Source organism: Paraburkholderia sp. NMBU_R16 (assembly GCF_013282575.1).
GTDB lineage: Bacteria > Pseudomonadota > Gammaproteobacteria > Burkholderiales > Burkholderiaceae > Trinickia.
In genome coordinates this window covers 1-26,557 of sequence record NZ_JAAAYE010000027.1, presented here as the reverse complement: position 1 = coordinate 26,557, position 26,557 = coordinate 1, and the positions used below count along the sequence as shown (strand labels likewise).

The window sequence follows — 26,557 nt, the reverse complement described above, 5'->3', positions numbered from 1 at the left end:
GTGGTGCAATCGGGCGCGCTCGTGCAGAACGCCTCGACGAATACCACCGGCACGTACGGCACGGGCGGCAATACGATCGATTTCCGCAGTAACAACACGCTGACCGTCGAACAGGGCGCGACCGTATTGTCCAACGGCACTCAACCGACTGCGGAGGCGGTCAACCCGGAAGGCACCGGCAATACGATCGTCAACAACGGGACGATCCGGGGCGTCAACTCCGCGGCTATCTGGTTTCAGAACACCTCGGGTTCGAACACGGTCATCAACAACGCGACCGGCGTCATCCAGGCCCCCAACAACGTGATGGGAGCTTCCGGCAACGGCGCCGTGGTGTTCACCAATCTCGGCAAGGTGATCGGCAACCTGGTTTTCGCGGGCGGCAACGATACATTGAACATGTTCTCCGGTTCGAGCGTATCGGGCACGATCAATGGCGGCGGCGGCAGCAACCTGCTGACGCTCAATGGCACCGGCAGCGACACGTTGCCGACGACGATCACCGGCTTCCAGACGCTGCAGAAAAAGGATAGTGGCACCTGGACGATCACGAATTCGATCGGCAGCATGGGTGTGACCTCGGCCGAGGTTCAGCAAGGCACGCTGGTGCTGACGGGCACCAACACGGGATATACCGGCGCGATGCAAGTCGACTCGGCCGGCACGTTGCGCGCGAGTGCGCAAAGCTTGCCGTTGGCCGTGACGGACAACGGTCTCGTCCAATTCCAGCAAGACACGGCGGGGACTTATACGGGCCTTCTGAGCGGCACAGGGGCCGTCGAAAAAGACGGCATTGGCACGCTGACGCTCGCTCCGACCGCCGCCGGCGGCAATACCTACACGGGCGGGACCGTGCTCAAGCAGGGCGTGCTTTCCGTTTCGGCCGACAGCGCGCTCGGCGGTACCGCAGGCGGTGTGACGTTCGACGGCGGTACGCTGCAGTTGGGCAGCAGCTTCGATCCGGCCAATACGCGAGCGATCTCGGTCACCTCGAATGGCGGAACGATCGACACGCAGGGCTTCCAATCGACGATCGATCAAACGATCAACGGAACGGGCGCGCTCGACAAAACGGGCTCGGGGACGCTGACGGTCAACGGCGCAGTGGTCGGCTCGATCGCCGCCGAAGTCCAGCAAGGCACGCTCGTGCTCAATGGCGACGGTTCGCAGTTCACGGGGAGCGTGACGGTCGATCAGCCCGCCGTGCTGCAGGCGAGCGCCCAGAGCCTGCCCCCGACGGTGACCGACAATGGCCTGGTGCAGTTCGAGCAAGGGGTCGACGGCGTTTATAACGGAACGATCAGCGGTACGGGTGTCGTCGAAAAAGACGGAGCGGGTACGCTGACGCTCGCGCCTTCGGCGGCGGGAGGCAACACCTACACGGGTGGCACGGTGCTGAAAGCGGGCACGCTGTCGGTGTCCACGGATAGCGCCCTGGGCGGCACGTCGGGCGGCATGACGTTCGACGGCGGCACGCTCCAGTTGGGCAGCAGCTTCGATCTGGCCAGTACGCGTGCGGTGACGATCACGTCGAATGGCGGCACGATCGATACGCAGGGATTCCAATCGACCGTCGCGCAAGGCATTACCGGGGCCGGCGCCTTGACCAAGACCGGCACGGGTACGCTCGTGCTCGATGGCGTCAATACCTATTCGGGTGCGACGTCGGTGGTGGCCGGCACGCTCGTCGTCGGGGACGCGTCGAATACCGGTGCGTCGGTGGCCGGGCCGGCGACCGCCGCATCGGGTGCCACGCTCGGCGGTTATGGCTCGGTCAACGGCAACGTCACGAACAATGGGACGATCGCGGTGGCGAATGCGTTGTCGGCGGCCGCGACGGGCGCCAGCGCCAAAGTTGCGCGAGGCAGCGCGATCGCGGTGGGCCATGCGCAGTCGTCCGTCGCAGCCAGCACGCAGGGCAGCTTTACGATCAACGGGACTTTGACGAACGCGGGATGGGTTCAACTTGGCGGTGGCGCTCAGGCCGGCAACACGCTGAACGTCAACAGCTATGTTGGACAAAACGGCACGATCGCGCTCAATACCGTACTCGCCGGGGACAACGCGGCGTCGGACAAGCTCGTCGTCAACGGCGGGACGGCGACGGGTTCGACGACGCTGAAGGTGACGAACGTCGGCGGCCAGGGCGCGCCGACCGTGTCGAACGGTATCCAGGTCGTCGCGGCGACCAACGGCGCGACCACCGATGCCGGTGCGTTCGCGTTGGCGGGCGGCGTGGTCAAGGCCGGTGCGTACGAGTACTACCTCGTGAAGGGTGGCGTGACGGCCGGCACCTCGCAGGACTGGTATCTCCGCAATACGGTGCCGGCCGCGAACGTCGCATCGTCGGCCAATATCGTCGCGGCACCCGGCACGCCCGTGCTGCCAGCCGCCGGCGCCAGTCCGGTCACGCTGTACCGGCCCGAGGTCGCGCTGTACGCGCAGATGCCGAGCGTCATGCGTCAGCTCGACTGGATGCAAATCGACGAGTTCCATCAGCGGCAGGGCGATCAATCGCTCCTCGGCGAGAAGGGCGCGGTGCCCGCGGCGTGGGGCCGTGTCTGGGGTGCGCATAGCGTGCTGTCGGAGGGCGGCGACGTGAGCCCGCAATTCGACGGTTCGATGGGCGGGCTGCAAGTCGGCCACGACGTGTACGCGGACGGGGCAGAGGGCGGTCACCGGAACCACTACGGCTTCTATCTCGGCATGGCCCGCGCGACGGGCGGCGTAAGCGGCTCGGCAGCGGGCGTCCAGGGCGCCGACGTCGGACATCTTTCCGTCAACGCATACAGCCTCGCCGGGTATTGGACGCATATCGGGCCCAGTGGCTGGTATACGGATACCGTCGTTTCGGGCAGCGCGCTCACGGCGGATGCGACATCGAGCGAGAACGTCCATGCGAGCACGCACGGTACTGCCGTCACCGCTTCGGTCGAAGGCGGTCTGCCGCTATCGATCGGACATGGATTGACGATGGAGCCGCAGCTCCAGTTGGTCTACCAGCATCTGTCGATCCGGGACCTCAACGACGGTGCGTCCAATGTGTCATTCGGCAGCGGCAATTCAGTGCTGGCGAGGTTCGGTGTCCGGTTCTCCGGGACCTGGGACGCGCTGGGTGCCGCTTGGCAGCCTTTTGTGGCGTTCAATGTGCTGCACGCGTTCGCCAACGGCGATCGCCAGACCTATGACAGCGTTACGTCGATCGGAACGCCGGTCAACCAGACGACAGGCCGGATCGACGCGGGCCTGGTCACGCGCTTCTCGAAGCACGGCAGCGCCTATGCCGCCGTCAACTGGGGCACGAACCTCGACGGGGAGCACGTGCGGACGATCGGCGGGAACGCCGGCGTGCGTTGGTCGTGGTGAGTTGCGGCGGCCATGAGAGCGGTGCCCGCCGGCGCGCGTGCCGCAGGGCGCTACCGCCGCGGCACCGGCTCAGGCCTCGCCCGCTTCGAGCTTTTCGAGCCGATACCCGTAACCGTAGACCGGGTAGATGCAGTACCCGCTCTGCGGACGCAGGTCGAGCTTGATGCGAATCGATGAGACGTGCGTATCGAGCGTACGCGACGGGATGTCGGACGTTTGCTTCCAGACTGTCTCGACTATGTGGCTGCGCGAGAGCGGGCGCCCGAGATTGCGGAAGAGCAGCAGCGCAACCTGGAATTCCTTTTGCGACAGCGTGATGGGCACCGTTTGGCGATAGACGATGCTCTCGCGCAGATCGAAGAGATAGTCGCCGAATTCCTGCGACGCGATGCTTTGGTCCCGGCGATAGCTTCTGCGCAGGAGAGTGGACACGCGTGCGAGCAGCACCGGGGCCGCGACTGGCTTCACGATGTAGTCGTCGGCGCCGGCATTGAGCGCGGAGACGATGTCGGCTTCACGCGACCGGCTGGTCATGAAGAGCACGGGCAGCGCCTCGTTGCAGTGCTTGCGCACCCAGGCGAGCACTTCGTCGCCCTGCATGTCCGTGACGTTCCAGTCGAGCACGATCAGATCGAAGCTTTCGCGCCGCAACTCGCGGATGAGCGCGCCGCCCTCGGTGAACGTGTGACAGGTATGCCCCGCCGGGCTTAGCGATTGGGTGGCAAACTCCAGCTGACTCGGGTCATCGTCAAGAATGGCGATTCGCATGATTTGACCGATGGAAACGTTGTGCCGAAGAAAAGGGGGTTGAAAGATTCCCCAATTGGGTGCTTTCCGCGCGAACCTGCGTTTTCGCGGCAGCGAGAATAGTAAACGATAAGTATTGGGGCTCCTGTGAAAATGGTTCGCGCGCAGTTTGACGTGCATGCCCGCAACGGCGCCCGCCTGGCGCCGATGCGAGGTTTCGGTTATCGTCTCGATCGCATCGAAAATGAGAAACCATGAGGCGAGACGACGATCACCGGCAGGTGCGCGGGCACGTGCGCCGATACGAACATGAGCGCTCCATCGCGCGTGCGTGGTCGTCGCAATGACACTGCTCGCCCGAATCTTTCGTTCGCGGCTCGGCCAATCGATAGGGCGACGCTTTCTGCTCGAATGGATCGCGACGGGCTGTCTCGGCATTGCGTTCGTCGCGCTGAGTTCGAGCTGGCGCCTGACAGCGAGCCTGGACCACTTCGTCTATGACGATTTTCTCGCGATGTCGGCAAAGCCGGTGTCGAACGATATCGTCGTCGTCGAGATCGACGATGACAGCATCGAAGCGCTGGGCCGGTGGCCGTGGCCGCGCAGCGTGCATGCTCGACTGATCGATGCGCTCGCTCGGAGCGGCGCGGCCGCGATCGTCTATGACGTGCTCTTCACGGAGCCCGGCGCCGAAGATTCAGCGCTTGCCCGGGCGATAGCCGCCAGTAAGACTTATCTGCCGATTCTGCTTGCGCCGGCCGACGCAAACGGCCATCGCGAAGCGGTGCTGCCCGTTGCCGCATTGGCTGGCGCCGCCGCGGGGCTCGGCCATATCAACTTCGAAGTCGACAGCGACGGCGTCGTGCGCAGCGTCGCGCTATATGAGGGCGACGCGCGCACACGTTGGCCGCAGCTGACCGTTCCGGTCCGGCGCGCCGTCGAACGAGGCGCGATACGGCTTGCCGGCATGAGTGACGGCAACGGCCGCCCGGCGCGCGAGTCCGTGCCGGTCGCCGAATCCGGCGGAACAGGCGGGGAGCAGCGTGTGTTGGTTCCTTTCGTTCCCGACGGGTCTTTCCGGAAGGTCTCGGTTGCTCAGGTGCTGGCGGGAACTGTGCCGCCCGAGTTGCTGCGAGGCCGCATCGTGCTCGTCGGCTCGACGGCATCCGGCCTATACGATCACTTCGCCACGCCGATGTCGGGCCGGTTTGGCGTCACGCCCGGCGTCTATGCGCATGCGAGCGTACTCGAGATGTTGCTGCACGGCCGCGCCATCAGACCCGCATCGTCATCGGAGTTGCTCTCCGCATCGCTCCTGCCGCTGGCGGCGCTGCTCGTTGGATTTCTCGTTCTCTCGCCGATGTACTCGCTGGCGCTCGCCATTGCGCTCGGCGTGCTCGCGCTCGCGGGCGACGCGGTACTGATGCAAGCGCTGCGGCTTTGGGTCTCCCCGGTACCGGCAATCCTCGGACTGATCGTTGTCTATCCGCTGTGGAGTTGGCGCCGTCTCGAAATGACGATGGCCTACCTGCGCAAGGAACTGCGGCAGCTCGCGGCCGAGCCTTATCTGCTGCCCGAAGCGGCGAAGCGGCCAAGCGAATTCATGGGGGACGTACTCGAACAGCAGATGTCGCTGATGGCTCAGGCGGCGCAACGCGCGAGAGACATGAAGCGTTTCGTCTGGGACAGTCTCGACAGCGGGCCCGAGCCGATACTCGTTGCCGATCTGAACGGTGTCGTGCTGATCGCGAACCGCGCCGCAAGAGCGTATTGCTCGCGACTCGCGGCGCCGAGCCCGGAAGGGCGGCCTTTGCAGGCCGTGCTGGCCGACTGTTCGTTCGTGAAGACGATCGACGCGGACGTGGAAAACGAGCGGATCGCCCGAAGGGACTGGCCGGCCGTCATGAACCCGGCGCGTCCTGAGCACGCGCGCATCATGACGACCGGCATCGAAGTGCGCGGCCGCGACGAGCGCGATTACTTGCTGCGTTATTCGGAATGCCGCAATGCGTTCGGCGAAGCCGCGGGCTGGATCGCCGGCCTGGTCGACATCACGGCGCTGCACGAAGCCGAGCGGCAGCGTGAGGACGCGTTGCAACTGCTATCGCACGACATGCGCTCGCCGCACGCATCGATCCTCGCGCTCGTCGAGATCGAGCGCGCACGCATCGAGTCCGAGCCCGTGCGCAATGTCATGGACCGCATCGCACGCTATGCCACGAGCGCGCTGACGCTTGCGGACGACTTCGTCCAGCTTGCACGCGCCGAATCGCAGGCCTATGAGTTCGAGCCCGTGAATCTCGCCGATCTCGTGCTGGACGCGAGCGATCAAGTGTGGCCTCAGGCACATGCCAAGGGCATACGTCTCGATGCGATCTACGAAGACAGGGAAGCGTGCTGGATCTGCGCCGAGCGGTCGCTACTGACGCGCTCGCTCGTGAACATCCTGCAAAACGGCATCAAGTACAGCCCGAACGGCACGCAAATCACCTGCACGATCGAATCGTCGCAAGCGTCGCTGGGCGGCGCCCACGTGACCTGCTCGATTCGCGACCAGGGTTACGGCATCCCGCTCGACAAGCAGGGCCGCTTGTTCGAACGCTTTCGCCGCTTCCATGCGGGGCAGCGTCCCGAAGTAGGCGGTGCAGGGCTCGGCATGGCGTTCGTGAAGACCGTCATCGTGCGGCACGGCGGGGAGGTGGCCGTCCACAGCGAGGAAGGCAAGGGGACCGAATTCGTGATTTCGCTGCCCCGATTGGCCGACCAAGCCGAGCCCGGGCCCGCCGGTGAGCCGGCACGCGCCTCCTGACGGGCCGGGGGGGGCGCGCCTCCTCGTGCGCCGGCCACCGTGAGCCTGACACTTGTTTGCAGTTGCTCCGCACATGCCTTGGCATAATCCGCCTCGCTGAACTCCATTGAGCTCGCCACGCTGCTCGACGATCGATCGTCGAGGCTTGAACCGGCCCTGAGCGTGCCGCTGCATCATGAATTCCGAGGTACCGAAATGAGCTGGCAATCGATGAGCGATCTCTCCTGGAAGGGGGCTCGACCGACACGTGGACAGACGTGGCTGACGTTGTGCGCGGCATGGGCCCGCCGCATCGGGCGGGGTCTCGCTGCCGAAGGCGAGTTTCTGGTGCGGCTCTGGAAAGAATGGACCGTTGAAGGCGACGAGGCGGAACGGGGGCGCTTGCAAGCGAGAATCCGCCAACTGGAATCCGAAGTGGCGAGACTGTCGCGCCTTGCTGTCACGGATGAACTGACCGGGGCGTTCAATCGCCGGCATATCGACGAAACGTTCGGGGCGCGCGCGTCGTCGCGGCATGTCGATGGTGCGCTTGCGTTTTGCCTGTTCGATATCGACGGCTTCAAGGCTTACAACGACACATACGGTCACAGCGCGGGCGACGATGCGCTGAAGCAGATTGCGCAAGCCGTGCGCGCTCAGTTGCGGCACGCGGGCGACAGCCTGATTCGCCTTGGAGGCGACGAGTTCTGCATTCTGCTGAACGCCGAATCGCCGAGCGACGCGCTGGCTGCGATCGATCGACTACGCCTGGCGGTACGTGCGCTTGCGTTGCCGCATCCCACGAAGCGCGAAGCGGTGCTGACGGCGAGCTTCGGCTTCGTATGGCGCGGTGCCCGCAGCGAGAATCGCCATCTGCCCCACGATCTTTATCGCCATGCCGACCGGATGCTTTACGAGGCCAAGCGTGCGGGCCGCGATACGGTGCGGCTCGCGGTGCTGTAACCGGCGTGCCCGCCGAGCGCGCGGGCGGCGATGCCGATCCTGCCTTACGCGGCCAGCTTTGCGGCCGCTTCCTCGACTTGGCCGCGCGAGATCGAGAGTTCCTCCAGCCATGCCTCGGCATAGACGTTACCCGTTTCGCGCTCGAGGCGAGCGATCGTTGTCGCGTTTCGTGTCGTGTCCTTCGGGGTGGCGAGGAAACGCTTGATCGATTCGCCCGCCTTGAACGCATCGAAGAGCGGCGCGCGAATTTCGTCGGGCAACGTGCGCGTCCATTGATAGGGCTTGCCGTTGAACGTCAGTGTCGGCGGCAAGACGCGCTCCTTCTTGGCCGACGAGGCAATCAGCCCGTACGTTCGCGCGGCTTCGCCGATCTGCTCGGGCGAGAAAAGTTCTTCCGGTGTGATTTCGAATTGCTCGATGTGGGCTTCGATGTCCCGCATGGCGGCTGCGCGATCGTCGCGTTTTTGTTGCGCGCGTTCGACGATGAGGCGCAATTCGTCGGCCTCTTCGCTCGTGATCGTGAAGCTCGCCTGCTTGTGCTGGAGTTCGGTGAAGCGCTGGAATTCGGTGTCGTTCAGAAGTTTTGCCATGGATCGGATCGCGGATCGACATGCACCGGACGCGAATACGCCGGCACGAATGTTCGAGGGGCCGCCATTCTAGCGTCAGACAGCCGTGCGATCCAGAGGCATTCGCGTTGCGAGCGAGCGAATAAACTCCGCGCTCGCCGCTAGGACCGCCTCGGGGCACTCTTTGTGCGGCGAGTGCCCGCACCGGGGCAGCAGTGCCTCTTTCGCCGGCCCCGCGCTATGCCGTGCGATCGAATGCACTTGCCGCGCGGTGCCGTACTGGTCGTCCTGGCCCTGCATGACCAGCAGGGGCACGTCGATGCGCGGCAACAGCGCCTCGATGTTCCATGACGCGAAGGCCGGATCGAGCCATGCGTCGGACCAGAGGCGAAACACATCGGCCGTCTTCTCGCCGTGATATCGCGCGAGTCCGGCCAGCTTGCCGACGCGCCACGCGGCGAGCGCATCGCGTATGCCCACGAGCGTCACGGCCTCGACGAACACATGCGCCGCGATCGTCACGATGCCGCGCAACCTCGGGTTGCGTTCGGCTCCGTGAATGAGTGCGATGCTGCCGCCATCGGAATGGCCGACGAGAATATAAGGCGCCGATGGCGGCACGAGCCGCGCCATCACTTGCGGCAGTTCGCGCTGGGACGAGCGATGCAGATAGCCGGTATCCCATTGCGTCCCGGCCGGCAGCGGCGACGACTGTCCATAGCCGGCCCGATCGTAGACGAGCCCTGGGCATCCGGTTGCCCGGCAGAGCCGCTCGGGGAAGTCGCCCCACATGGCGGTGCAGCCCAGACCTTCATGCAGGAAGATAAGGTAAGGCAAGGCCGCATCGCCGCGGATGAGCGCGTAGGCGAGGGTCGCTTCTTCGATCCGAAGCGTGCTTTTCGATTCGAGCGTCATGCCTGTTCGATCGGACCGCTCGCCGACGCGGCGTTGGGCCCGTCTCCCACGCGGTTGATCGTACCTTGAGCCAGCGCTACGAGGGTTTCCTTGTCGCCATCGAGCAGATAGATACGGCACTGGCACGTGGCGTGCCCGCGCCCCGCATAAACGAGCTCCGCGCGAGCAAGCAGTGCCCCGCGCACGGCTGGACGCAGATAGTTGATCTTGTACTCGCCCGTCACGACACGGGGCCCGAGCGCGATCGCACCGGCGAACGTCAACGCGTTATCGGCAAGGTAGCTGATGACACCGCCATGAACGAACCCGTGCTGCTGCCGCAGTTCGTCGCGAATCGCCAGGCGCAAGGTCACTTCATGCTCGCCGATCTGCACGAGCTCGGTGCCGAGCAGCATGCTGAACGGCTGAGCGTGCAGTGCGCCGCGCGCCAGATCGAAGAAGTCGGTCATCAGGGGCCCCTTGCGGGGCGCGGCCCCGTGTCCTATTGGTTCCACTCTAGGAACGGTTCGCGCGCGGAGTCAAGGAACGGATGGGAATCTGCGGGCGAGACCCTCAAGCAAGCGGCGTGACTGCCGTAAACCCTAGGAGGGAATCCGCTTCGCGCGGGTGGGCTGCGCATTTCCCGCTTTTCGTCTTTTTCCAGGTATTTTCGATGTTCGGCAAGATCAAGCTCGCATCCGGGCTATTGGCGGTATTGGCTGCATTTTGTATGTTCCAGCTCTTCACCGGAGGGCTGGGTTTCTGGTCTCTCACGAGCACCCATCGCGACGTCGGCAATCTCGCGAATGTCGCGCTGACTCAGGTCGATGCCGTGAACGAGACGACGCAGCATCTGATGGATGCGCGCATCAATTTGTCGCGGGCCGGCACGCGCATGGTGGGCGGCGCGGCGGAGCCGACGCAGATCGTCGATCACGCGCGCGAACAGCTCGCGCTCGCGCAGCAATCGTTCGAGCGCTTCTCTCGCGCGCCGAAAGAGAGCGAGGAAAACCGCACGCGCGCAGCGGCCGTCGCCGAGAAATACCAGGCGCTGCACGGTGCGCTGGGCGAGCTCGTCCAGTATCTCGACACGGGCAACGTGAAGGCATTTCTCGATCAACCGACGCAATCGTTCCAGGATGCCTACATCGATGCCGTGCATGGCTTCACGGGCTTCGGGGCGGGGCAAACGCGCGCCTCGCTCGACTCGATCGATCATCGTCTGTCGCTCTTTCGCGCCGCGAGCCTTGCTATTCTTGCCGCCTTGCTGGCCGGTACCGCTGTCGTTTACTTCGCATTGAAACGCGGCGTCGTTGCGCCGCTCGAGGAAGCGGGCCGCCACTTCGAGCGCATCGCGCGCGGCAAGCTCGTGGAGCCGATCGAGGCGCGCGGCACGCTCGAGATCGCCCGTCTGTTCGAAGGGCTGGCCTATATGCAGGCCAGTGTCGCAAGCACGGTCAAGGCGGTGCGCGAAGCGTCGGATTCGATTCATATCGGGGCCGACGAAATCGCCACGGGCAATGCGGATCTTTCGGCGCGCACGGAAAGCCAGGCCGCCTCGCTCGAACAGACCGCATCGAGCATGGAAGAGCTCACCGCGACCGTACGCCACAACGCCGGGCACGCGCGCGAAGCCAATGTGCTCGCCGAGGATGCGTTGCGGTCGACGGGGCACGGCGCAAGCGTCGTGCAAAGCGTCGTCGAAAAGATGCACGGTATCGCGCAAAGCTCCGATCGCATCGCGCAGATCATCTCCGTCATCGACGGTATCGCGTTTCAGACCAACATTCTTGCGCTCAACGCGGCGGTCGAGGCGGCGCGGGCCGGCGAGCAGGGCCGCGGCTTCGCGGTCGTCGCGGGTGAGGTGCGCGGTCTCGCGCAACGCAGTGCCCAGTCCGCCAAGGAGATCAAGGCGCTGATCGACGAATCGGTTGCGCAGATCGAGGGCGGCTCCGAACTCGTGGAACGCGCCGGCGAGGCGATGCAGAAGGTCTCGGGCTCGATTTCGCGCGTCGCGCAGATGATGGGTGAAATCAGCGCGTCGTCGCAGGAGCAGAGTACCGGCATCGAGCAGGTCAATCAGGCCGTCGTGCAGATGGATCGGATGACGCAGCAAAACGCGGCGCTCGTGGAGCAGGCCGCAGCTGCCGCCTCCTCGTTGCACGATCAAACGCGGCAGCTCAAAGCGGCCGTATCGGTGTTCGAAATCTCCGATCGGGTGCTGGCGCATGCCCGGTCGATCTCGGTAGCTGCCGACGCTGGCACGAGCGATGCGCCGGCACGCGAGCCGCGGCTCGCCTATCGAGGTGCGCGTTACGCGCCGTAACGCACGGTCTCAGCGTGCGCCCGGCAACGACGCGTAAGCCGTCGCCAGATGGTAGGGCGTGGTCGACGGCATATCGGCGCGCGAAACATCGCCGGCCGGAGTCTTGCACTCGTACCAGCCGCGCGAATGCAAAAAGCGCTCGCGAAACGCGGTAATTTGCGACACGAGTGCCCGAAGGTCGTCGGGCGTGCCGCGTGTCGCCAGCGCGCGCAGATATTCTGTCTGCGCCCAGATGCGCTGCGTTGCATCCTGAATCGAGCCGTCCTCGTTAAGAGCGGCGCATACGCCGCCCGTGACGGCGTCCACGCCGTGGCGCTGCGCGAAGACGAACGCGCGCTCGAGCGATTCGGCCAGCCCCGAGGCGGCGATCGTGCTGCCGGCGCTCGCCGCCAGATAAAACCATTCGAACTGGTGGCCCGGTTCGAGCCGGTTGCCCGCGGTGCCGATCGGCAATTCGGCGATCGCGCCTGTCGGCGCGTGCACGAATGTGCCGGCGACGGCATCGGCAAGCCGCGCGAGCGAGCGGTCATAGGCGCTCTCACCCGAGGCGGCACGCGCGGCCAGGTACGCTTCGGCCAAGTGCATGAGCGGGTTCTGCAGCGCTCCCGTGCGCACGGTCGAGAAATTCTCGCCGAGCGCGGCATGCAAGAGGCCGCCCGGCGCGGCAAAGCGCGCATCGACCAATGCTGCCGTTTCGGCCAGCACGTCGAGCGCGTCGCGCTCGCCGAATGTGTTCGCATACTGAGCGCACGCGAAGATGACGAATGCCTGTGTATAGAGGTCTTTCGTCGTATCGAGCGGCGCGCCGGCCGCATCGACGCTATAGATCCATCCGCCGTGGCGCGCGTCGCGGAAATAGCGGCGCAGTGAATCGAACAACGTATGAGCATGTTCGGCGTCACCGGCCAGCGAAAACACGAACAGTTGCCGCGCGCAGGCCATCGCGCGATAACGGACGACAGGCAGCGGCGCCTGATTGTCCGCGCTGACGGCCTCGTACGGCAGGCCGAGGGCGGCGTTGTAGCCCACTCCGCGCCATAGCGGCATGACCGTGTGCGCAAAGTGTTCGCGAAGAGCGCTGGTTTGCGCCGCGATGGCAGCGTCGATCGAAATGGACATAAAGCGTATGGGGCGGGCGGCCCTATCGGATGAACGCGGTGGGCACCGCGTGAAGCGCAAAGGATAATTCAAATTCGCCGGACCGGGCGTGGCCGCATCGCTCGATCCCCGTGCTGCCGCGCCTGCCGATCGTGAGACAATGCGGCGTTCGCCGAACACGAAGATCGAATAGATTCGCGCTCGCGCGCGGCCATGACCGCGCTCTTCGCTTTACCGTCTTTCCGCTTTCCAGCTATGGCAGATTCCGCAGCATCTTCGACCTCTCGCGTCAGCCGCCCGGCGACCGCCCGACGGCGCGCGCGTGCCGCTTCTCCCGCTTCGCCCGCATCGGATTCGCCGTCGAATCCCACCGTGTCCGAACCGGGCACGCCTGCGCTTGCCGCAGCAGGCCATGGGGGCAACGAAGGCGATGCGCTCGTCGACGAAAGCTCGGTCGGCCATGACCATCCGCAAGACTCGCGCGACGAACCGCCCGCCGAACGCCTCGACACCGATTTGTTCGGCGCCTTGGAAACATTGAACCTCGATCCGCGTCAGGGCACGTTGGCCGGCTTCGAATTGCCGGCCGATGCGCTCGATTCGCTTCGCGCACGCGCCGAAGCGCAGAGAGCGGCCGCCGCCGAGCGGGAGGCCGAAACGATGCCGCCTCCGACTCCCGAGACGGGAGCCGCGTCGCCGGCATTGCACGAGCCGGCGCCCGCTTCGATGCGCGCGCAAGTCATCCCGCAACCGGCCGGCGCGCGGATCGCGGACATCGCCGCTTATCTGCGTGTCGACGACGCCGCCCAATCCGGGCCGGCCGACGGGCCGGCGCGCAACAGGCTTCAGCCGGCCAAGCGCGGGTGGACATCGGGCCCCGCGCAGGGGCCGTCATCGTCATCGTCATTGGCACCCCCATCGGCCGACTCGCCCGCTTCCGGTTCCGCCGATGCCATCGAAGCGGCGCAGGTCGCACAAACGGCATCGACGGCGGCATTGGCCGAGACCGTCGCTGCGCTGTCGCGCTCGCTCGCTGAGGAGCGCCGGGCCGCGGCCGCCAGCCGCCGACGTAGCGTGCGCCTGCTGACTATCATGGCGTGCGCGAGTGTGCTGATGCTGGCGCTCGCGATCGCACAGTTCGTCGTCCTCGCACGCGTTGCGCGCGAAAGCGCAGCCACACAGCAAAAAACCGAGGCGCTCTTGCGCAGCCAGCAGTTGGCGCTCGCGGCGTTTCTCGACACGGCTTCCGGCGCGGCGGCCGATATCCGCGGCACTGCGGACGCGATGGCGGGAAGGCTTGCCGCGCTGCCGTCGCGCCAAGGCGCCGCGCCGGGTGCGCCTTCGGCATCTGGCTCGACGCTGACGCCATCGGCCAAGCATGCGCGGGCGGCTCACACGCACAGGGGCGGTTGACCGGCGGCTCGCCGCGAAAGGCCTGTTTCAGATCGGCGGCTGCCATAGATCCATGCGCCAGCCGCTCCGGTTTACCGTTTCCAACGCTTGAGCAGCAATGCGTTCGTAACGACGCTCACGCTGGAAAACGCCATCGCGGCGCCCGCGAGCATCGGGTTGAGCCAACCGAGCGCGGCGAGCGGAATGCCGATCAGGTTATAGACGAACGCCCAGAACAAATTCTGCTGGATCTTGCGATAGGTCCGCCGCGAGATGTCGATCGCATCGGCGACGAGCGACGGCTCGCCGCGCATGAGCGTGATCCCGGCCGCATGCATCGCGATGTCGGTGCCGCTCGCGAACGCGAGGCCGATATCGGCTGCCGCAAGGGCGGGCGCGTCGTTGATGCCGTCACCCGCCATCGCGACGATGCCGCCGCTTCGCGCCTTGATTTCGCGCACCACGCGCGCTTTGTCCTCGGGCAACACCCCGGCGTGGAACGTTTCGATGCCGAGCGCAGCGGCCACCGAAGCTGCGGCGCCGCGGTTATCGCCGGTCACGAGCACGCTCTCGATTCCGCGCGCCGCGAGACGTTCGACGGCCGCGCGTGCATCGGGCTTGACCGTGTCACCGAATGCGATCAGCGCGAGCGCGGTTGCGCTCACGCCCGACCCTCCGGCGCGCATGAGCCACGACACGGTATTGCCGGCGGCCTCCAGTTCGCGAGCCCGCGCGAGCATGGGCGCTGGCGGGTCGATGCCGAGCGCGTCGAGCCAGCCGCCATTGCCGAGCATGAGCGTAGCGCTTTCGACTTCCCCTTGCACGCCCCGGCCCGGCACGGCCTGGACGTGAAGCGCCCGCAGCGGTGCGGCCGCCGATACGTCGTCGCCCGTTTCCGTCGGCATTTGCGCTTCGAATGCGGCGAGGAGCGCACGCGCGAGCGGGTGCTCGCTCCCGCGTTCGAGCGCGGCAGCGAGCGTCCATGCCCGCTCCCGCTCGATCCCGATGCTTTCGAACGCGACGACTCGCGGCTTGCCGAGCGTGAGCGTGCCGGTCTTGTCGAATGCGACGACCGTGACGCGTTGCGCGAGTTCGAGCGCTTGCGCATCCTTGATCAGCACGCCGTGCCGTGCCGCGACGCCGGTGCCCGCTATGATGGCTGCGGGCGTGGCCAGGCCGAGCGCGCAAGGGCACGCAATGACGAGCACTGACACCGCGTTGAGGATAGCGGTCTCGGCCGATGCCCCCGCGAGCAGCCAACCGGCGAACGTCGCCGCGGCGATCAGCAGGATCGCCGGTACGAATACTGCACTCACGCGATCCACGAGCCGCTGGATCGGCGCCTTGTGGGCCTGCGCCGTCTCGACGAGCCGCACGATGCGCGCGAGCGTGGTTTCCGCGCCGACTGCGGTGGTGGTGACGGCCACGAGCCCCTCGCCGTTGATGGAGCCGGCCGTCAGCCGGTCGCCGGGCGCTTTCGCGACCGGCAGGCTTTCGCCCGTGATCAGCGCTTCGTCCACATGGGTGCGCCCTTCGAGAATCGAACCATCGACGGGCACGCGTTCGCCGGGCCGCACGAGAACGATCATGCCGACGTGCACCTCGTCGAGCGGGACTTCGCGCTCGCTGCCGTCGGCTTGCCGCAGGCGCGCGCGGTCGGGCCGGAGCGCGTTCAGCGCGCGGATCGCGGCGGTGGTCTCGCGCTTGGCGCGCGTCTCGAGCCATTTGCCGAGCCGCACGAGCGTAATGACGACGGCCGAGGCTTCGAAGTACAGGTGCATCGTGTCGCCGGGATGCACGCTCATCTGCCACACGCTGAGCCCATAGGCGGCGGAGGTGCCGATTGCGACGAGCAAATCCATGTTGCCGGTGCGGGCGCGCACGGCGTGCCACGCCCCGACATAGAACCTCGCACCGCAGGCGAACTGTACGACGCTTGCCAACATCAACTGCAGCCATGCCGGCAGCATCCAGTGCCCGCCGATGGCTTCGACGAGCATCGGCAACATCAGCGGCAAGGAGAACGCGGCGGCGACGGCCACCATAGCGAGCTCGCGCTGCGATTGACGCTGGCGCGCAGCGTCCGGGTCGGCATCCGTGCCCGCGGCCGCAGTGCCCGAACCGCGGTCCGATACACGTGGCGCCTCGACGACAGGCCGCGCTTCGTAGCCGGCCCCCGCGACAGCCGCGACGAGCGCCTCGAGCGTCGCAGGCGCGGCGGCGGTGGCGAGCCCGACACTGGCCCGTTCGGTGGCGAGGTTCACCGAGACGTCGACGACGCCGGGAACCCGCGAGAGCGCTTTTTCGACGCGTCGCACGCACGAGGCACAGCTCATGCCGCCGATATCGAGTTCGGCAGTCGAGGCAGTCGAGGCCGACGAGGCCGCCGCGGCTGGTGGAGAGGCGAGATCGGTCATGATGGGAATCAGGATAGGCAAGCGGCCACTGCCGCGATAAATGACAGTTTTGACCTTCCCATCATTGGAAGGTCAAGCGGCGGTTTCGCGCACCCCGCAAATCCCATGCATTCGGCCGCGACGCCGCTCCGGCTCGCGTCATGAAGGGCTTCGCATGGGCACATTGTGGGTTTCGCACGGCGTCGTGCGGTAAGAGCGGGAAAAAGCGAACAAAACGTGTATCCAGCCCTCGCTTCGGAGTTGTCCTTGCTTACCGCCTGAGGATACGATAAAACCCTTTCGCGATCCGACACGAAGCCGAGAGCGCCGTTCTTGCCGGACGGCGCGTCATGTGTCGGATCCTCGATGCCGTTTTGCGGATATTTCATCGACACCTAAATGAAAAAGACAACAACAATGCGACACGTATTCTCACCTGCCGGGGCTGCATCATGGATCGTCAGCGTTGCCGTGCTCTTGCTGGCCGGATGTGCCGCGCCGATGCACTCGTCCAGCGCGCCCCGTAACCATGGCTGGACCAAGGACGAGGTCTCCGACTCTTATGTATTCGGTTACCCGCTCGTCGTGATGACGAGTGCCCGCGCGGTGGCCGCGGCGGGTCAGGCGCCCGGAGGGGGAGTGAACACGCTGCAACGCCAGGACACGTTACCGGCCGCGGACGATGCGGGGGTGTCGCCGCACGCCGATGTGGACACGCTGGCCTCGACGGCGTGGCTCGATCTGGGCGCCGAACCGGTGGTGCTCTTACTGCCGAACACGCGCGGCGAATACCTCGACGCCCGGGCGCTCGATATGTGGACGAACGTCGTCTGGTCGACCGGGAAGTTTGCCAATGCGCGCGGTTTCACGAAGCCGAGCGCTATCGCGTTCGTGGCGCCGGGCTGGGACGGACAGTTGCCTGCCGACGTCGAACGTGTCGATGCGCCGGGCAAGAGCCTGTGGCTTTCGGTGCGCTTTGCGGCGACGGGGCCTCGCGAGGTGCCCGCCGCGCGAAGACTGCAAAGCCTCGTGCGCCTCGAACCGCTTTCGGCCTTCGTCGAGGAACATGGCAAACGCGCGAAAGGCGGCAAACGGCTCAAGCCGGCCAAACGCGAGGAATCGGACAGCGACGGCGAATCGATCGCGCTTGCCGACACACCCGCCGCACAAACCCAACCGGTCGCAGCGCTCGACGCCGATGCGTTCTTCGGGCGTCTTGCCGATGCCTTGCGCGACAATCCGCCTTCCGCGGCCGAGGCGCATGAGCTCGAGATCCTCGCCGATCTCGGTGTGAAACCGGGCGAACCCGCGCATTTGCCGCGCGATGCGGCCGATGCGATCAAGGACGGCATGGCCGATGCGCATGCACGGCTTGCCAGCGCGCCCGTCAACGCGCTCTCGGGCAACGGCTGGACGTGGCTTGCCGACGGCGCCGGACACTACGCTGACGATTACGCGCTGAGGGCGTACGCCGCGTTCACGCGCCCCGGCAGTGGAACGAAGGAGGACGATATCGTGGCGGCCACGTCCGTCGATGCGCAGGGCGAGCCGCTCGACGGCGATAACCGCTATATGCTGCATTTTTCGGCCAAGGCCTTGCCGCCGGTGCGCGGGTTCTGGACACTGACCGCTTATACCGCGGATGGCGCCTTGACCGATGGCCGGCTGCCGCACCTCTCGGTTGCGTCGCGAGACGGTCTTCGGCGCAACCGCGACGGTTCGGTCGACATCTATGTCCAGAGCGCGTCGCCCGGGCGTGCGCGACAGGTCAATTGGGTTCCGGCACCGAAGGGCCCCTTCGAGCTCGTTTTGCGGCTTTATGCTCCGCAAACCGGCGCCGCGGACGGCAATTGGCAACCGCCTGCGCTCGTGCGCAAGTAAACCGGAGGGTGGATGACGAGCAGTTCTAACGCCGGCGATGAAGGCGCGCTGACCCGGCTACTCGGCGTGGTGCGCTCGCGCGGTGTGCGTCGGTGGGCGATTTCGATCGTCGTCGTCGTCGCCGTTTTCGGGCTGCTGGGATTTTTCGCCGCGCCGCCGCTTCTGCGGCACGTAGCCGAGCAGCAACTGAGCGCCCAACTGGCGCGGCCGGTTACGATCGGACGTGTCAAGCTCAATCCTTACACGCTGCGGCTCGAAGCCGATCGCATCCGCATCGGCGAAAAGGCGGCGCCAGGCGATTTCTTCAGCGCCGAGCGCCTCGTCGTGCGCCTGTCATGGCTCACGATCCTGCGCTTTGCGCCGATCGTCGACGAGTTGACGATCGATTCGCCGCACGCGAACATCGTGCGACTCGATGCGCAGCGCTTCAATTTCACGGATATCGTCGAAAAGTTCTCGACGCCTTCCAAGCCGCAAACGGGGCCGGCGCGTTTTTCGGTCTCGAACATCGATGTCGACAACGGCCGCATCGATTTCGACGACCGCTTGCTCGGCGCGCGGCATGTGATCGATCAGCTCTCGCTGGGCGTGCCGTTCATCGCCACGCTGCCCTCGAAGACCGATATCTTCGTCGATCCGCGTTTCGTCGCGCGCGTGGACGGCAGTCCGATCAGCGTCGGCGGAAAGACGAAGCCGTTCGCGGCTTCCCGCGAATCGGAAATCGCACTGAAGTTCGCCGACTTGGATGTGCCGCGGCTGCTATCGTATGCGCCGGTCAAGCTGCCGGTCACCGTGCAAAACGGCCGGCTTGCCGGCGATCTGAAGCTGCGCTTCGTGATGGCCGGCGACGCGCCCGCGTTGACCGTGACGGGCACCGCCGATCTGGCCGACGCGCGAATCGTCGATGAACGCAGCGCACCGCTTTTTTCGGCGCATGCGCTGCACGTCGACGCTGCTTCGCTCGAACCGTTCAAGCGCGTGTTTCGCTTCGATGAAATCCGGCTCGATCAGCCGTCGTTGCATCTGGTGCGCGAGCGTTCGGGCGAACTGAGCGTAGCGCGCACGTTCGCGACCGCGCCGGCGAGCGGCGCCGCGGCATCTGCGGCATCTGCGGCATCTGCGGCATCGACCGCATCGGTGCCGGAGGCAGCGTCCGGCGCCGCTGCGCCGCTCGATCTTTCGATCAAACGTCTGGCGCTCAACGACGGCAATGTGGCGCTCGAAGACCGCTCACCGGCTCAGCCCGTGGCGCTCGGGCTCAATCACCTGACAGTATCGGTCGACGATTTTTCGACGCTTGCCAAGCACCCGGTGCGTTATGCAGTCCGCACGGCATTCGCTCAGGGCGGCACGCTCGCGGCGACCGGCTCCTTCGATCTCGACGCCAAGACCGCCGATGCCAAGCTCGCGGCCGAGGCGCTGCCGCTCGCGCTCACTCAGCCGTACTTGGCCAACGCCACTGCCGCACGAATTTCGGCCGGCACACTCGGGGCGAATCTGCCGGTGCGGGTGGATTGGTCGAAGACACCGATGAATGTGCGCGTGAGCGACGGCGACTTGACGCTCAAGGCGTTGAAATTGGCGGGTACGGGCGGCTCGGGAGACATTGCGCTCGGCGACGCGCGCGTCGGCGTCAAGCAGATCGACCTCGCCGAACGCAAGGCCGAGCTGTCGAGCGTCGAGGCGACCGGCCTGGCGGTCAAGGCAACGCGCCTGAAGGACGGCCGCATCGATCTTGCCGCATGGGCCGAGGCGCCGAATAGCGCGCATGCGGGCGAGCAAACGCCGCGGCAAGCAGGCACCCGCAAGGCTCGCGAGACGCAGCCGGTCAACAGCGTTCAGCCGGCAGGCGCTTCGCCCGCATGGCATTACTCGATCGCCGAACTGCGTTTGAAAGATGCTTCGGCCGATATCGTCGATCAAGTCCCGGCCCGGCCCGCGACGGTGCATTTTTCGTCCGTGCAACTGCAAGCGCAAAACATCAGCGACGACATGAGCCGTCCGCTGCCCGTCAAGCTCGATGCCACGATGAACGGCAAGGGCCTGTTCGAGGCCTCGGGCAGCGTCGTGCCGAGCCCGCTCGACGCGTCGCTGAAGCTGCATGCGAACCGTCTCGATGTGGCGGCGTTCGAGCCGTACTTCGGCGACAGCTTGAACGCTGTCGTCAAGAGTGCGCTGCTCAACGCGGGCGGCGAGTTGAAGGTGTCGGCGACGAAAGACAGCGTCAAGGCGACCTACCAGGGCGGCGCTGCGCTTGTCGATGTGCGGCTGCTCGATCGCATCACTTCGGCGCCGCTTGCCGGATGGCGCTCGCTCGTACTGGCGCGTACGAAAGTGCGCTATGACGGCCGCGCGACCGATATCGACATTGGCCGCGTGACGTTCGCGCAGTTCTTCGGAAGCGTGTTGCTCAACGCGCAGGGCAAGCTCAATCTCGACGATGTGCTCGCGCGCGAAAAGAGCGAGGCTGCGACAGAGGATGCCGCAACACATCGCGGGCACACGAGCGAGGTCGTGGTGACCCACAACGCGCCGCCGGCCACGTCGTCGAACCCGGTGCGGGTTCACGTCGGCGAGGTCGTGCTGCAGCAGGGGCGCGTCAACTACACCGACAACTTCGTCAAGCCGAACTACAACGCCAACCTCGTCGACATTACGGGGACGATCGGCGCATTCGGCACGGATTCGAGCACGCCTGCGCCCGTCGATGTCGGGGCGAGCCTCGCGGAAAACGGTCCGATCGCCATTCGCGGTACGGTCAATCCGCTGGCCGAGAAACCGTCGCTCGACTTGAGCGCGAGCGCGCACGACATCGAGCTCACGAATCTCACGCCGTATTCGATCAAATATGCCGGTTACCCGATCACGAAGGGCAAGCTCAATGTCGACTTGCACTATAAGCTCGACAACGACCTGCTGACGGCCAACAACCATCTGTTCATCGATCAACTGACGTTCGGCGAGCACGTCGAGAACGACACGGCGACGAAACTGCCCGTGCGGCTTGCCATTGCGCTGTTGAAGAACCGGCGCGGACAGATCGATGTGAACGTCCCCGTATCGGGTTCTCTGTCGAACCCTCAGTTCAGTCTCGGTAGTCTCATCTGGAGCGCCATTCTGCATCTGGTCGAGCGGGCGGTGACGGCGCCGTTTGCGCTGCTCGCGAACGCGGTGGGCGGCGGTGGGGAGAGCGACGCACGCGAGCTCCGTTACGTCGCGTTTTCACCGGGATCCGCCGAGCTGACCGACTCGACGAGAAGCAAGCTCGACACGATCGCCAAGCTGCTCGCCGATAAACCGGAAGTCAAACTGGATCTGACAGGCCGCGCGGATCCTGCCATCGACACGCCCGCACTGCGGCTGGCCTACGTCGACGACCTCGTGCGCAAGGAGAAGCTCAAATCTCAGGGCGGCGGCGCGCAGGGTGACGATGCGTCCTCGGTCACGCTCACGCCGAGCGAGTACAGCGAGTATTTGACGAAGGCCTACAAGAACGCCGATTTCAAGAAACAGCACAACTTCATCGGCCTCACGAAGACGCTGCCGGACGACGACATGAAGCGGATACTCGCCGCCCATGCCCCCATCGATGAAGCGAGCCTCCGCGACTTGGCGCAGCGTCGCGCGAACGCCGTTCGCCAGTACTTGAAAGTCGATACCGACCGGATATTCATCGTGGCGCCGAAGGTCGATACCAAGGAGCTCAGCGATAGCGGCCCGACCACGCGCGTCGACTTTGGGCTGCATTGAGGCGTCGCCGGCGCGCCCCACCGGGAATAACCCGCTCGTTCCACGGGATATTCCCGGGCGCGTCACGCCTCGCCCGATCCGCTGCTACAATCGCGCAATCGCAGTTCGGTCCGTTCGTTTCATTCACTTCGTTCACTTCGTTCACACGCAAAGGAGGCGTCCAAATGGTGTCGACAACGCTTTCAGCCGTCCTTTACGTGGCCCCACTTCCGGCCTTCGCGGTCTCGGTACCCCCGCGGCATAGCTAGCTTTGCCGTATCCGGGCATCGTAGTTCCCGGCTGAATATTCCAACCGATCACTCGCGGTTTGCGCGCGCAGGCGAACGCCTGGCGCCGTAGACGCATTCTTTTTCGATTTCGATTCCCCGGTACGCCTCCGCGTCGCCGGGGCGGAGCACTTATGACCCGCATGAAACTGGATTTCGGCGGCCGCGCATTCAAGAGCGTGTTCGGCTATACCTTTGCCCATTGGTGCAAGCAGCCGTGGCGAATCGGCACGATCGTCCTGCTGTCGTTGGCTGGGGCGTTGGCCGATGTGCTGGCGCCATACTTCGCGGGCCGCCTCGTCAACGCGCTGGCGACGGGCGCGCATGCCAAGGCGGCCGCCTTCGATGCGGCACTTGCCGCGTTTATTGCCTTGATCGCGCTGGGCCTGGCTGCTGCTTTACTGCGCTACCTGATGTTTCTCGACATCATTGGGCTGACGCTGCGCATGATGAGCGAGATTGCCGGTAGCGCGTTTCACCGCGTGCAGCGCTTCTCGTCCGATTGGCACGCCAACAGCTTCGCCGGCTCGACCGTGCGCAAGATCACGCGCGGCATATGGGCGCTCGATCTGCTCAACGACACGCTGCTGATCGGCCTGTTGCCGTCTGTCGCGATGCTCGTCGGCGCGACGGTGTTGCTCGGCATGCATTGGCCGGCCATGGGCGTTGTCGTCGGCGTCGGCGCGATCGTCTACGTCGCCGTCACGGCTTTTCTTTCGGTCGGCTTCGTCGCACCGGCCGCGCGGCTTGGCAACGCGTGGGACACGCGCATGGGCGGCGCGTTGGCCGACGCGCTGACCTGCAATTCGGTCGTCAAGGCGTTCGGCGCCGAGCTGCGCGAGGAAGCGCGCCTTTCGCGCGTCGTTGGCAAATGGCGCAAGCGCACGCGGCGGGCCTGGCTACGCGGCACGGCGAATGGCGGCGCGCAAAACGCGATGCTCGCGGCGATGCAGGCCGCGATGCTCGGCGCGGCGCTGATCCTGTGGATGCGTGGCGAGGCAAGCGTGGGCGATATCACCTTTGCGCTGACCATGTTCCTGGTCTTGCAGGGCTACCTGCGCGATGTGGGGATGCTCGTGCGCAATCTGCAGCGCTCGGTCAACGACATGGAAGAACTCGTCGCGCTCGAACAGCAGCCGCTCGGCATCGACGACAAGCCCAATGCACCGGCGATCGTCATCGACCGCGGCGAGATTCGTTTCGAGCGCGTGACGTTTCGCTACGGTGCGGAGGCAGCGCCGCTTTACGCCGATTTCTCGATGCGCATTGCACCGGGCGAGCGGGTCGGCCTGATCGGTCACTCGGGTTCCGGCAAGACGACGTTCATCAAGCTGATCCAGCGGCTTTACGACGTGAAGGGCGGAGCGATCCTGATCGACGGCCAGGATATCGCGCAGGTTACGCAAGCGTCGCTGCGTGGGCAAATTGCGATCGTCCAGCAAGAGCCGCTGCTGTTTCATCGCACGCTCTGGGAGAACATCGCCTATGCGCGCCCGGGTGCCACCCGTGCCGAGATCGAACATGCAGCCAGGCTCGCGAACGCGCACGAGTTCATTGCCGCGCTGCCCAACGGCTATGAAACGCTCGTCGGTGAACGCGGCGTCAAGTTATCGGGCGGCGAGCGGCAGCGCGTCGCGATCGCGCGCGCGTTTCTTGCCGACGCGCGGATTCTGATCTTCGACGAGGCCACGTCGAGCCTCGACAGCGAAAGCGAAGCGCTGATCCAGCAGGCGATGGAGCGGCTCATGGCAGGGCGTACGACGATCGTCATCGCACATCGCTTGTCGACCGTGCGCGCGCTGGATCGGCTGATCGTGCTCGAGCGTGGCCGCGTGGTGGAGCAAGGCGATCACGACACGCTGATTCGCACCGAGCGCGGTATCTACCGGCGGCTTTTCGAACGTCAGGCGCTCGAGCTGACCAAGGGGCTGGAAGCTTCGCTGCAAGAATCGCCGTTGCCGATGGCGCAATGACGCAGCCACGGCGCAATGCCGTTTGCGGCGGCCCGAGCACGACGCAGGACCGGGGGCGGCCATTTCGGCTGCCCCCTGCTTTTTCCTCGTCGGGCGACACGCCTCAGAACTTGTAGTTCAGACCCACCGACACGCCCATTTCGCGGCCGCCCGCGTAGCAGAACGGCGCGCCCTGAGAGACGGAGCTGCCGTCGTGGCAGTCCACCGTCACCGAGCGGCCGCCCGCGCCGAGCGCATAGTGCGCCGCAGGCTGATTGAGCAAGAGCGCGTAATCGGCGTAGATCGTCGTGTGCTTGTCGATCTTGTGCCGAATGATGGCGGCGAACATGTTTGCCGCGTTGTGCGGATTAGCCGTGCCGAGCGCGGTTGGATCGACGGGCGGCGTATTGTGCTGCCCCGGATCGCCCGGCGAATGGAATGCATGCGCCCAGCCGAGGCTCAGGCTGTCCTTCGCCGTGAAGTCCTGCGTCACCGCCAGCCAGAGTCCGTTGCGGCTGCGTTCGTTTTGCACCTCCAGGTACGCCGGGATCTTCCGGCGCATCACTTCGTAGACACCATTGAGCGTCGTGTGCGTGGGCAGCTTGTACTGCATGCCGACCTTCCACGCCCATTCGTTGCCGATGTCGTTCGGATCCGTTCCGTCCAGCGACGCCAGTGCCGCGGGCGTGGAGGTCACGTCGCCCGACCGGTTCACCCCTTGATGGAGTTCGTACGCCGTCGTGAAATAAAACGGTCCGCCCTCGTAAGCGATGTTGGCGCTATAGGCGGTGCCGTAGCTGCCATCGTCACAGGCCACGGGGCCGCCGCCGCTGCCCGGGATATTGCCGCCCGTACAGTTCGATTCGCCCGCTGCCTGCGTGGAATTTTCGTAGCCGCGGTTCTGTCCGGGCGAAACGAGGGCATTGAACGACCATCCGTGGAAGTGCGGGGATTCATACCACAGCGCATGATCGAGGCGGGTGCCGAATTCGACGCGGTTGTCGCCGCCCGTATTGCCCATGATGGTGCCGTAGTCGCCCAGCGTTCCGGAGAACGGATTCATTCTCGCCGTCGAGTTCTTGTACGGCGCATCCGTCTTGCCGACCTTGAACGCCCCCCACTTCGACGACGCTATACCGATATAGCTGTTGCGCGAGGTCAGCGCCCCCTTGACCGTCGAATCCTGAGCCGAGTTCGAGTTGCCGGTGCCGGACGTGGCCGAGACATCGAGCTGCGTTTCCAGCTGATAGACGAATGACAGATCTTTCGAAGACCCGAGCGATCGTTTGCCTCTCAGGCCGAAGTAGGAAAGATTCGACGAGATATCCGGCTGCCATCCCATATGGCCGCGCGGGCTGACGACGGTGCCGTCGGGCAGCGTGTACGAGCTTGCGAGGCCTTTCGTCGCGTAGTCCACCGAGAGGTCCAGGTTGCCATAGAAGTCGATCTCGCCCAACACGTCCAGCAAGGACTTCAAGCGCGGCGGCAGATTGTCGCTCCAACTGGATTTCGGGGCGTCGGCATCGACGCCCGCATACGCCGCGGTGTTGGCAGCGGCGATGGGTGGCGATGCCTTCTGGGCTCTTTGAGCGGCTTCCGTTCGGGCCTGACCTGCCGCGAGCGCATCGAGCTTCTTGTTCAGATTGTCGATTTGCTCCTTGAGCAATCGTATTTCTTGAGATTCGCTGCTCGTGGGGAGGGCCTGTGCGGCAACGCCCCCGGAGGCAGTCATACCTGCGGCGATCGCCAACAGCGTGGGAGCCGCAAGAAGCGGCGCGGATCGAAAGACTTTCAACATCTCCTCCTTAATTAGGACTACTAAATATACTTTTTGATTTATTACATTCCGTAAAGATATGATCTTTACGGAATCGAATCTGTATTACGAAGTGAAAGCTTATTTATGGATATACGGGCGTGCGATAGCACCAAGCGCGTGCACCGGTTCGCGGCGCGCGCATCAGGGACGACGGCGGGGTGGTTTACCGTGGACTGTCCAAATGGCTCGGCTAGTCTGGGATTGATGCAGGGTTTTGAAAAATCTGGCTCTTTTGAAAATGCAGTGGGTAACGCGGCTCACGAGGCATGCGGGTTGAAGCTGGAGAAATCTAGCTTGCCGGCGATGAGGAACAGCACGGTTCGCATTGTTTCGAAGCGCGTGTAGCCGCG

Annotated in this window: 15 protein-coding genes; 8 read left to right on the top strand and 7 right to left on the bottom strand. The window is 65.2% G+C overall.

The features are described from left to right. Complete coding sequence (locus tag GWC77_RS15400) at positions 1-3,366, top strand: autotransporter outer membrane beta-barrel domain-containing protein (RefSeq protein ID WP_367949052.1); 3,366 nt, start codon at positions 1-3, stop codon at positions 3,364-3,366. Positions 3,367-3,435: 69 nt separating this feature from the next. Here GWC77_RS15400 and GWC77_RS15395 read toward each other — a convergent pair whose 3' ends face one another. After that, positions 3,436-4,134 carry a response regulator transcription factor gene (locus tag GWC77_RS15395; protein ID WP_173258214.1) on the bottom strand — a complete coding sequence of 233 codons (699 nt, stop codon included), beginning with the start codon at positions 4,132-4,134 and terminating at the stop codon, positions 3,436-3,438. 322 nt (positions 4,135-4,456) lie between these two features. Between GWC77_RS15395 and GWC77_RS15390 the strand changes: the two genes are divergently transcribed. Together GWC77_RS15390 and GWC77_RS15385 are read left to right on the top strand one after the other, a co-directional pair. Beyond that, positions 4,457-6,922 carry a CHASE2 domain-containing protein gene (locus tag GWC77_RS15390; RefSeq protein ID WP_173258212.1) on the top strand — a complete coding sequence of 822 codons (2,466 nt, stop codon included), beginning with the start codon at positions 4,457-4,459 and terminating at the stop codon, positions 6,920-6,922. 195 nt (positions 6,923-7,117) lie between these two features. Next, positions 7,118-7,864, top strand: a complete 747-nt coding sequence (locus GWC77_RS15385) for a GGDEF domain-containing protein (RefSeq protein ID WP_173258210.1) — start codon at positions 7,118-7,120, stop codon at positions 7,862-7,864. A 44-nt stretch (positions 7,865-7,908) separates the two neighbouring features. Here GWC77_RS15385 and GWC77_RS15380 read toward each other — a convergent pair whose 3' ends face one another. The 3 genes from GWC77_RS15380 to GWC77_RS15370 form a co-directional block, all read right to left on the bottom strand. Continuing rightward, positions 7,909-8,454 (bottom strand): hypothetical protein, encoded by a 546-nt coding sequence (locus GWC77_RS15380; protein WP_173258208.1) that lies wholly within the window; start codon positions 8,452-8,454, stop codon positions 7,909-7,911. Between the two features lie 75 nt (positions 8,455-8,529). Beyond that, a complete protein-coding gene (locus GWC77_RS15375) occupies positions 8,530-9,348 on the bottom strand; it encodes an alpha/beta fold hydrolase (protein WP_173258206.1) in 819 nt (272 codons plus the stop codon). Beyond that, positions 9,345-9,797, bottom strand: coding sequence for a PaaI family thioesterase (locus tag GWC77_RS15370; protein WP_173258204.1), 453 nt, complete (start codon positions 9,795-9,797; stop codon positions 9,345-9,347). Before GWC77_RS15370 ends, GWC77_RS15375 begins: the two co-directional genes overlap by 4 nt. 203 nt (positions 9,798-10,000) lie before the next feature. Between GWC77_RS15370 and GWC77_RS15365 the strand changes: the two genes are divergently transcribed. Then, a complete protein-coding gene (locus GWC77_RS15365) occupies positions 10,001-11,653 on the top strand; it encodes a methyl-accepting chemotaxis protein (RefSeq protein ID WP_173258202.1) in 1,653 nt (550 codons plus the stop codon). A 9-nt stretch (positions 11,654-11,662) separates the two neighbouring features. On the opposite strand, the gene GWC77_RS15360 is transcribed toward GWC77_RS15365, so the two are convergent. Next, positions 11,663-12,766 carry an AGE family epimerase/isomerase gene (locus tag GWC77_RS15360; protein ID WP_173258313.1) on the bottom strand — a complete coding sequence of 368 codons (1,104 nt, stop codon included), beginning with the start codon at positions 12,764-12,766 and terminating at the stop codon, positions 11,663-11,665. 357 nt (positions 12,767-13,123) lie between these two features. Here GWC77_RS15360 and GWC77_RS15355 point away from each other — a divergent pair, with 357 nt between their 5' ends. Next, positions 13,124-14,164, top strand: coding sequence for a hypothetical protein (locus GWC77_RS15355; protein WP_173258200.1), 1,041 nt, complete (start codon positions 13,124-13,126; stop codon positions 14,162-14,164). 71 nt (positions 14,165-14,235) lie between these two features. Here the strand turns inward: GWC77_RS15355 and GWC77_RS15350 are convergent, their stop codons facing one another. Continuing rightward, a complete protein-coding gene (locus GWC77_RS15350; RefSeq protein ID WP_173258198.1) occupies positions 14,236-16,560 on the bottom strand; it encodes a cation-translocating P-type ATPase in 2,325 nt (774 codons plus the stop codon). A gap of 378 nt (positions 16,561-16,938) precedes the next feature. Between GWC77_RS15350 and GWC77_RS15345 the strand changes: the two genes are divergently transcribed. From GWC77_RS15345 to GWC77_RS15335, 3 genes are all read left to right on the top strand, one after another. Beyond that, on the top strand, positions 16,939-18,420 hold the full coding sequence (locus GWC77_RS15345) for a DUF1254 domain-containing protein (protein WP_254366980.1): 1,482 nt from the start codon (positions 16,939-16,941) through the stop codon (positions 18,418-18,420). 12 nt (positions 18,421-18,432) lie between these two features. Beyond that, positions 18,433-22,170: a DUF748 domain-containing protein gene (locus GWC77_RS15340; protein WP_173258196.1), complete on the top strand. Its 3,738-nt coding sequence runs from the start codon at positions 18,433-18,435 to the stop codon at positions 22,168-22,170. A 400-nt stretch (positions 22,171-22,570) separates the two neighbouring features. Next, positions 22,571-24,409, top strand: coding sequence for an ABC transporter ATP-binding protein (locus GWC77_RS15335; protein WP_173258194.1), 1,839 nt, complete (start codon positions 22,571-22,573; stop codon positions 24,407-24,409). Positions 24,410-24,512: 103 nt separating this feature from the next. Here the strand turns inward: GWC77_RS15335 and GWC77_RS15330 are convergent, their stop codons facing one another. Beyond that, positions 24,513-26,186 (bottom strand): porin, encoded by a 1,674-nt coding sequence (locus GWC77_RS15330; protein ID WP_254366979.1) that lies wholly within the window; start codon positions 26,184-26,186, stop codon positions 24,513-24,515. Positions 26,187-26,557 lie beyond the last annotated feature (371 nt).

Bases quoted from the DNA above. Each gene is read 5' to 3' on its own strand.
- GWC77_RS15335 (WP_173258194.1), top strand. From the start codon at position 22,571: ATGACCCGCATGAAACTGGATTTCGGCGGCCGCGCATTCAAGAGCGTG.
- GWC77_RS15380 (WP_173258208.1), bottom strand. From the start codon at position 8,454: ATGGCAAAACTTCTGAACGACACCGAATTCCAGCGCTTCACCGAACTC.
- GWC77_RS15350 (WP_173258198.1), bottom strand. From the start codon at position 16,560: ATGACCGATCTCGCCTCTCCACCAGCCGCGGCGGCCTCGTCGGCCTCG.
- GWC77_RS15370 (WP_173258204.1), bottom strand. From the start codon at position 9,797: ATGACCGACTTCTTCGATCTGGCGCGCGGCGCACTGCACGCTCAGCCG.
- GWC77_RS15385 (WP_173258210.1), top strand. From the start codon at position 7,118: ATGAGCTGGCAATCGATGAGCGATCTCTCCTGGAAGGGGGCTCGACCG.
- GWC77_RS15375 (WP_173258206.1), bottom strand. From the start codon at position 9,348: ATGACGCTCGAATCGAAAAGCACGCTTCGGATCGAAGAAGCGACCCTC.
- GWC77_RS15345 (WP_254366980.1), top strand. From the start codon at position 16,939: ATGAAAAAGACAACAACAATGCGACACGTATTCTCACCTGCCGGGGCT.
- GWC77_RS15340 (WP_173258196.1), top strand. From the start codon at position 18,433: ATGACGAGCAGTTCTAACGCCGGCGATGAAGGCGCGCTGACCCGGCTA.
- GWC77_RS15390 (WP_173258212.1), top strand. From the start codon at position 4,457: ATGACACTGCTCGCCCGAATCTTTCGTTCGCGGCTCGGCCAATCGATA.
- GWC77_RS15330 (WP_254366979.1), bottom strand. From the start codon at position 26,186: ATGTTGAAAGTCTTTCGATCCGCGCCGCTTCTTGCGGCTCCCACGCTG.
- GWC77_RS15365 (WP_173258202.1), top strand. From the start codon at position 10,001: ATGTTCGGCAAGATCAAGCTCGCATCCGGGCTATTGGCGGTATTGGCT.
- GWC77_RS15395 (WP_173258214.1), bottom strand. From the start codon at position 4,134: ATGCGAATCGCCATTCTTGACGATGACCCGAGTCAGCTGGAGTTTGCC.